This window comes from Sphingobium sp. PNB, from assembly GCF_019873065.1.
GTDB classification, from domain to species: domain Bacteria; phylum Pseudomonadota; class Alphaproteobacteria; order Sphingomonadales; family Sphingomonadaceae; genus Sphingobium; species Sphingobium fuliginis.
Map to the genome: position 1 here is coordinate 22,030 of NZ_JAINEZ010000067.1, position 8,105 is coordinate 30,134.

An 8,105-nucleotide genomic window follows, 5' to 3' on the forward strand; every position below is an offset into this window, starting at 1 on the left:
AGCGAAGCGAGCGTTCCGCCCCAGCGTTGAAAGAAGCGCCGCTGGCGCGGTGCACCCACCCCGGCCCCTCCCGCCTGCGGGAGGGGGGAGTCGCTCGCCTTTGCTGACTGCCCTGTCCATCCGCAACGTCGTGCTGATAGAGGCGCTGGACCTGGATTTCGGGTCGGGCCTGGGCGTGCTGACCGGCGAGACCGGCGCGGGCAAGTCGATCCTGCTCGATTCGCTGGGCCTCGCGCTGGGCGCCCGCGCCGACAGCGGCCTCGTCCGGACGGGAGAGGCGCAGGCCAGCGTCACCGCGACGTTCGAGGCGCCCCGCACCGATCACCGCGCGACGAACCTGCTGGCCGAAAACGGCATCGACATCGAACCGGGCGAACCGCTCATCGTCCGCCGCACGGTCAAGGCCGACGGCGGCAGCCGCGCCTTCGTCAACGACCAGGCCTGCTCGGCGGCGCTGCTGCGCGATCTTGGCAGCGCTCTGGTCGAAATTCACGGCCAGCATGACGATCGCGGCCTGCTCAATCCACGCGGCCATCGCGCCCTGCTCGACGCCTATGGCCGCTGCGACACGGGCGCGGTCGCCCACGCCTATCACGCCTGGCGCGCCGCCGCCGACCGCCTCGCGGAAAGCCGCGCCAGTGTCGAAAGCGCCGCCCGCGACCGCGATTACCTGACCCATGCGGTGGAGGAACTCACCCGCTTCGCGCCCGAAGCCGGCGAGGAAGCCACGCTGGCCGAAGAGCGCGCCACCATGCAGAAGGGCGCGCGCCTCTCCGATGACCTTTCCGCCGTCACAGAATGCTTCACCGGCTCCGACGGCGGGCTTGCCCAGTTGCGGCAGGCCGCCCGCCGCCTCGACCGCATCGTCAGCGAATATGAACCGCTGGCCGAAGTCCTCGCCGCCCTCGACCGCGCCGTCATCGAGGCCAGCGAAGCGGAGGACCGCCTCAACGAAGCCGCCGAAGCGCTCAGCTTCGACCCCGCCCGTCTCGACGCCATAGAGACCCGCCTGTTCGACCTGCGCGGCCTCGCCCGCAAACATCAGGTCCAGCCCGACGATCTCGCCGCCCTGCGCGACGACATGGCCGCGAAACTGGCCGCAATCGAGGATGGGGAAGACCATCTCGCCGCCCTCGAAGCCGAGGTGAAGGGCAGGGCCGCCGCCTATCGCACCGCCGCCCAGGCCCTCTCCGCCGAACGCCAGATGGCGGCCGGAAAGCTCGACGCCGCCGTCGCCGCCGAACTCGCCCCGCTGAAGCTGGACGCCGCCCGCTTCCGTACCGTGGTCGCGCCGCAGGAGGAGGGGCAATGGGGCGCCCACGGCATGGACCGGGTGGAATTCGAAATCTCCACCAACCCCGGCGCGCCCTTTGCCCCGCTGGTCAAGATCGCATCGGGCGGCGAACTGTCCCGCTTCATCCTCGCGCTCAAGGTCGCGCTGGCGGAGCAGGGCGGCGCGGACACCCTGATCTTCGACGAGATCGACCGTGGGGTAGGGGGCGCCGTCGCCTCGGCCATCGGGGAACGCCTGTCCCGCCTGTCGCAAACCAACCAGATATTGGTCGTCACCCATAGCCCGCAGGTCGCGGCGCGCGGTGCAGGCCATATGCTGATCGCCAAATCCAGCGACGGCACCGTCACCCGCACCGGCGTCCATGCGCTGAGCGACGGCGAACGCCGCGAAGAAATCGCCCGCATGCTCTCAGGCGCCGAAATCACGGCGGAGGCAAGGGCCCAGGCCGAACGCTTGTTGGAAAAGCTATAAGCCGGCTTTCGACCAATCCAGAACCTTCCCCTCCCGTAAACGGGAGGGGTTAGGGGTGGGCACGAGCGTAGCGAGCTTTTGACTTAGCCGTTGCAAAACAGCGCAGATGCCGCGCCAGCCTACCCCCCTAACCCCCTCCCGCCTGTGGGAGGGGGAATGTCCGCAATCCACCCAACTCCGTCATTCCCGCGAAGGCGGGAACCCATCTCCTGACCTAGCCTCAACTACAGCGGTGGGGAGATGGATCGCCGCCTGCGCGGGGATGACGATAGAGAGTTGACGGCTGTCGAGCCGCCCATAACCGCTACCCGCATCGCGATGCTGGCGCTAAAGAGAGGCGCATGACCGACCCCACGCAAATGACCGAAGCCGAAGCCGCCAACCGCCTGATGCGCCTCGCACGCGAAATTGCGCGCCACAACCGGCTCTATCACGATCAGGACGAGCCGGAGATCGCGGACGCGGACTATGACGCGCTGGTCCGCGAGAATAACGCGCTGGAGGCCGCCTTCCCGCACCTCATCCGCAGCGATTCCCCCAATGCCCAGGTCGGCGCCGCGCCCACCTCCGCGCTCAGGAAGGTCCAGCACGCCGTCCGCATGATGAGCCTCGACAACGGCTTCGCGGACGAGGACATCGCCGAATTCATCGCCCGCGTCCGCCGCTTCCTCGCGCTCCCCGAAGACGCCCCTGTCGCCCTCACCGCCGAACCCAAGATCGACGGCCTGTCCTGCTCGCTCCGCTATGAGAAGGGCGAACTTGTCCTCGCCGCCACGCGCGGCGACGGCACGACGGGGGAAGACGTCACCGCCAATGTCCGCACCATCCCCGACATCCCGCAGCGCCTGACCGGGCAAGCCGTCCCCGACCTGTTCGAGGTGCGGGGCGAAGTCTATATGGCCAAGGCCGATTTCGTCGCCCTCAACGCGCGCCTCGCCGCCGAAGCCGACGACCCGGAAAAGGCCCGCCAGTTCGCCAATCCCCGCAACGCCGCCGCCGGTTCGCTGCGCCAGAAGGACGCCACCGTCACCGCCAGCCGCCCCCTGCGCTTCCTCGCCCATGGCTGGGGAGAGGTCAGCGCCGTCCCCGCCGAAACCCAGCTCGGCGTCATGCAGGCTATCGCAGGCTGGGGGCTGCCCGTCTCCGACCGCCTCACCTGCGTCGACACGCTCGAAGCCCTCATCGCCCACTACCGCGCCGTCGAAGCCGCCCGCGCCGACCTGCCCTTCGACATCGATGGCGTCGTCTACAAGGTCGACCGGCTCGACTGGCAGCAACGCCTCGGCTTCGTCGCCAAGGCTCCGCGCTGGGCCATCGCCCATAAATTCCCCGCCGAACGCGCCCAGACCACGCTGGAGTCCATCGACATCCAGGTCGGCCGCACCGGCAAGCTGACCCCGGTCGGCCGCCTGACCCCCGTTACCGTCGGCGGCGTCGTCGTCTCCAACGTCACCCTGCACAATGCCGATGAGATCGAGCGGCTGGGCGTCCGCCCCGGCGACCGCATCGTCGTGCAGCGCGCCGGCGACGTCATCCCGCAGGTGGTCGACAACCTCACCCGCGACGAACCGCGCACCCCCTTCGCTTTCCCAGATCATTGCCCCGTCTGCCATTCGGAAGCCGTGCGCGAGGAGGGGGAGGTCGATATTCGCTGCACCGGCGGCCTCATCTGCCCCGCCCAGCGTTTCGAACGGCTGCGTCATTTCGTCAGCCGCGCCGCGCTCGACATCGAAGGGCTGGGCGAAAAGAGCATCCAGGAATTTCTCGACCTGGGCTGGATCGCGGAGCCGGCCGACATCTTCCGCCTGAAATCGCACCGCGCCGACCTGCTCGGCCGGGAGGGGTGGAAGGAAAAGTCCGTCGACAATCTCCTCGCCGCCATAGAGGCCAAGCGCCAGCCGGATGCCGCCCGCCTGCTTTTCGGCCTGGGCATCCGTCATATCGGCGCGGTGACGGCCCGCGACCTGCTCAGGCGCTATACGACGCTGGAGGGGATCAGCGCGCTCGCTGCCGGCATCATCGCGCTGCGCGACGCCGCCGCCCCTGCGGAGGGGGAAGAGGAATCCCGCTTCCGCAACCGCCTCGACAAGGCGATAGCCGAATATATCGGGGTCGAGAATGTGGGATCGGCGGTCGGCCACGCCCTGGCCGATTTCTTCCACGAGCCGCATAATGTGGAAGTCTGGAACGACCTGCTGCGGGAGGTCTCCCCGCCCGACTATCTGGTCGAAACCACCGCCAGCGCGGTCACGGGCAAGACGGTGGTGTTCACCGGCAAGCTCGAAACCATGAGCCGCGACGAGGCCAAGGCGCAGGCCGAACGACTGGGGGCCAAGGCCGCCGGTTCGGTCAGCGCCAGGACCGACCTGGTGGTAGCCGGTCCCGGCGCGGGCTCGAAGCTCAAACAGGCCGCCGCGCTGGGTATCGATGTGATCGACGAAGCCGCATGGGCCGAAATCGTCAAGGCCGCCGGATAGGTCAGGCGGATGACCGGCCAACAGGGACATTGACCGCTTCCCCTCCCCTTCAGGGGAGGGGACCGAGGGGTGGGGGGCTGCCCCACGCGCAACTTCGCCTGCTGGACGTTCCCGCACCCCGATCCTTCAAACGAGGCGCGGTTCGAACCTGAAAAGGGGAGCGGCCAATGACCGTAAACTTCAGAGCGCGCTGCGTTGATCGGGAGCACGTCGCGCGCTCCGGGCTTCTGTCACCGCATCGTCCCAATCGGAAGACCGGTTCCCATCCTCAACCCGCCCCCTCCAGCTTGTCCTGCGTCCGCGTATCGAAATCGCTGGCGTCATGCCGCTCCCGAAGCTGCTCCTCCAGCGGCCCGTTCGCCTTGTTGACCATCCGCCCGCGCTTCACCGCAGGCCGCGCATCGATCTGCTTCGCCCAGCGCAGCACATTCCCATAGCTCTGCACATCGAGGAACTCCGCCGCATCATAGGCCCGGCCCAGCGCGACCCCGCCATACCAGGGCCAGATCGCCATGTCCGCGATCGTATACTCATCCCCGGCAATATATTCATGCCCCGCCAGTTGCCGGTCCAGCACGTCCAACTGCCGCTTCGCCTCCATCGTATAGCGGTTGATCGCATATTCGAACTTCTCCGGCGCATAGGCGAAGAAATGGCCGAAACCTCCGCCCAGCAGCGGCGCGCTGCCCATCTGCCAGAACAGCCAGTTGAGCGTCTCGGTCCGCCTGGCCGGATCGGTCGGCAGGAAAGCGCCGAATTTCTCGGCCAGATAGATCAGGATCGATCCGGATTCGAACACCCGCCGGGGCGGCGAGGCGCCATGGTCCATCAGCGCCGGGATCTTGCTGTTGGGATTGACCGACACGAAGCCGCTGCCGAACTGGTCGCCCTCGTTGATCCGGATCAGCCAGGCGTCATATTCGGCGTCCTTGCCCGCCGCCAACAGCTCCTCCAGCATGATCGTCACCTTCTGCCCATTGGGCGTGGCGAGCGAATAGAGCTGGAGCGGGTGCTTGCCGACCGGCAATTCCTTCTCATGGGTCGGCCCGGCGACCGGCCGGTTGATATTGGCGAAGGCGCCGCCGCTTTCCTTGTCCCAGGTCCAGACGCGCGGCGGAATATAGGCTGTGTCGGTCATGCAGGCGTCTCCTTCGAAGGCGGGAACGGGATGGGGCGGGCAGGGGCCCGCCGCTCCGGGCTAGGTAAGGATCGACCCTGTCCGGTGCAAACCCCGCATGATCAAAAAAGGCGGCGCGGCGGCCCCGGCTGCATTGGTCGCATTTTTTGCACGTGGAAGGCATTTCGTCGCTGCCCCGGCTGTCTCTGCCGGCAGGAAAGGCCTATAGCCGCCCGCGTCATCATGTCTTTCGCGCTGCGGTCGCGGGCGGCGGGACGAAAAAAATTTGCACGGGGCTCTTGATCGTCCGGCCTTCCCGTCCATATGAAACGGCGCTGGCACTCCCCGACAGGGAGTGCTAACAGATACGGGTTCATCGGGGAGAAGGAGCCGGAGTCGCGTGGCGATTCCACCCCCCTCCCATTCAACGTCGTAAAGAGGGAAAGGCAATCAACATGGCATTTCGTCCGTTGCATGACCGCGTTCTCGTTCGCCGCGTAGAGGCGGAAGAGAAGACTGCCGGCGGCATCATCATCCCCGACACCGCCAAGGAAAAGCCGCAGGAAGGCGAAATCGTCGCTGTCGGCACCGGCAGCAAGTCGGAAGACGGCAAGGTCACTCCGCTGGACGTCAAGGCCGGCGACCGCATCCTGTTCGGCAAGTGGTCGGGCACTGAGGTCAAGGTCGACGGTGAAGACCTGCTGATCATGAAGGAATCGGACATTCTCGGCGTCGTCGCGTAAAGCGGCGAAGCTGACGGTCATTCCTATTTTTGGCGGATTTTCGTGCCTGTAACGGTGTGAACTTCGCAAGATTTGCAATTCTCAAAGAGAGGTAGAAGATCATGGCAGCGAAGGACGTAAAGTTTTCGCGTGACGCTCGTGAGCGCATCCTGCGCGGCGTCGACATCCTGGCCGACGCGGTCAAGGTGACCCTGGGCCCCAAGGGCCGCAACGTCGTCATCGACAAGAGCTTCGGCGCGCCCCGCATCACCAAGGACGGTGTTTCGGTCGCCAAGGAAATCGAACTGAAGGACAAGTTCGAGAATATGGGCGCCCAGATGGTGCGCGAAGTCGCTTCGAAGACCAACGACATCGCCGGTGACGGCACCACCACCGCGACCGTCCTCGCCCAGGCGATCGTTCGCGAAGGCATGAAGTCGGTGGCCGCCGGCATGAATCCGATGGACCTGAAGCGCGGCATCGACCTCGCCGTCGCCAAGGTGGTCGAGGACATCAAGGCCCGCTCGAAGCCGGTTGCCGGTTCGAACGAAGTCGCCCAGGTCGGCATCATCTCGGCCAATGGCGACCGTGAAGTCGGCGAGAAGATCGCCGAAGCCATGGACCGCGTCGGCAAGGAAGGCGTGATCACCGTCGAGGAAGCCAAGGGCCTCGATTTCGAACTGGACGTCGTCGAAGGCATGCAGTTCGACCGCGGCTACCTGTCGCCCTACTTCATCACCAACCCGGAAAAGATGCAGGTCGAACTGGCTGACCCCTACATCCTGATCCACGAAAAGAAGCTGTCGAACCTGCAGTCGATCCTGCCGATCCTCGAAGCCGTGGTGCAGTCGGGCCGTCCGCTCCTCATCATCGCGGAAGACATCGAAGGCGAAGCGCTGGCGACCCTGGTCGTCAACAAGCTGCGCGGCGGCCTGAAGGTCGCTGCGGTCAAGGCTCCGGGCTTCGGCGACCGCCGCAAGGCCATGCTGGAAGACATCGCCGTCCTGACCAAGGGCGAAGTCATTTCCGAAGACCTCGGCATCAAGCTTGAGAACGTGACCCTCGGCATGCTCGGCACCGCCAAGCGCGTCACCATCGACAAGGACAACACCACAATCGTCGATGGCGCCGGCGACGGCGAAGCGATCAAGGGCCGCACCGAGCAGATCCGCGCTCAGATCGAGACCACCACGTCCGATTATGACCGCGAAAAGCTGCAGGAGCGTCTGGCGAAGCTGGCTGGCGGCGTGGCCGTCATCAAGGTCGGCGGCGCGACCGAAGTCGAGGTGAAGGAGCGCAAGGACCGCGTCGACGATGCGCTGCACGCGACCCGCGCAGCCGTTGAAGAAGGCATCGTCCCCGGTGGCGGCACGGCCCTGCTATACGCGACCAAGGCCCTCAAGGACCTCAAGGGCGCCAATGACGACCAGACCCGCGGCATCGACATCATCCGCAAGGCCATCGAAGCGCCGCTGCGCCAGATCGCCAGCAATGCGGGCGTCGACGGCGCTGTCGTCGCCGGCAACCTGCTGCGCGAAAATGACGAGACCAAGGGCTTCAACGCCGCGACCGACACCTATGAGAACCTCGTCGCCGCTGGCGTGATCGACCCGACCAAGGTCGTCCGCGCCGCGCTGCAGGACGCCGCTTCGGTGGCCGGCCTGCTGATCACGACCGAGGCGACCATTGCCGAACTGCCCTCCGACGACAAGGCGCCGATGGGCATGCCCGGCGGCGGCATGGGCGGCATGGGCGGCATGGACTTCTAAGACCGCGTTGCGGGCGGGCTCTTGGCTCGCCCGCGATGTTGGGAGTCCAAATCCGGAAAAAACGGAAAAGGCCGATGGAGCGATCCACCGGCCTTTTCCTGTCTTCGATCGTCAGGTTCCTCGCTTAAGCGGGGGGGCGTCCGGCCCTATTTGCCTGGCGCTTGCCTTAGGAGACCTGTGCGCGGGTGGGCGTAGCACTCTAAAATCTTATGGATATTCGACGAGCGTTCGATCCGGCCTATGCTTTGCAGGCGG

5 protein-coding genes are annotated in these 8,105 nt (G+C 66.2%); 4 read left to right on the plus strand and 1 reads right to left on the minus strand.

Features of this window, described 5'->3' with window-relative positions; genetic code table 11:
* Positions 1-100: 100 nt before the first annotated feature.
* Entirely contained in the window at positions 101-1,765 is a 1,665-nt protein-coding gene (gene recN, locus K7W03_RS19500; RefSeq protein WP_222887118.1) for a DNA repair protein RecN, read from the plus strand.
* 341 nt (positions 1,766-2,106) lie between these two features.
* Positions 2,107-4,242 (plus strand): NAD-dependent DNA ligase LigA, encoded by a 2,136-nt coding sequence (gene ligA / locus K7W03_RS19505; protein WP_222887119.1) that lies wholly within the window; start codon positions 2,107-2,109, stop codon positions 4,240-4,242.
* A 268-nt stretch (positions 4,243-4,510) separates the two neighbouring features.
* On the opposite strand, the gene yghU is transcribed toward ligA, so the two are convergent.
* On the minus strand, positions 4,511-5,380 hold the full coding sequence (gene yghU / locus K7W03_RS19510; RefSeq protein WP_222887120.1) for a glutathione-dependent disulfide-bond oxidoreductase: 870 nt from the start codon (positions 5,378-5,380) through the stop codon (positions 4,511-4,513).
* 434 nt (positions 5,381-5,814) lie between these two features.
* Between yghU and groES the strand changes: the two genes are divergently transcribed.
* Positions 5,815-6,102, plus strand: coding sequence for a co-chaperone GroES (groES, locus tag K7W03_RS19515; RefSeq protein WP_025549259.1), 288 nt, complete (start codon positions 5,815-5,817; stop codon positions 6,100-6,102).
* Positions 6,103-6,203: 101 nt separating this feature from the next.
* On the plus strand, positions 6,204-7,850 hold the full coding sequence (gene groL / locus K7W03_RS19520; protein ID WP_025549258.1) for a chaperonin GroEL: 1,647 nt from the start codon (positions 6,204-6,206) through the stop codon (positions 7,848-7,850).
* Positions 7,851-8,105 lie beyond the last annotated feature (255 nt).

Excerpts from the sequence above, each read along its gene's own strand:
- ligA (WP_222887119.1), top strand. The coding sequence starts at position 2,107 with ATGACCGACCCCACGCAAATGACCGAAGCCGAAGCCGCCAACCGCCTG.
- yghU (WP_222887120.1), bottom strand. The coding sequence starts at position 5,380 with ATGACCGACACAGCCTATATTCCGCCGCGCGTCTGGACCTGGGACAAG.
- groES (WP_025549259.1), top strand. The coding sequence starts at position 5,815 with ATGGCATTTCGTCCGTTGCATGACCGCGTTCTCGTTCGCCGCGTAGAG.
- groL (WP_025549258.1), top strand. The coding sequence starts at position 6,204 with ATGGCAGCGAAGGACGTAAAGTTTTCGCGTGACGCTCGTGAGCGCATC.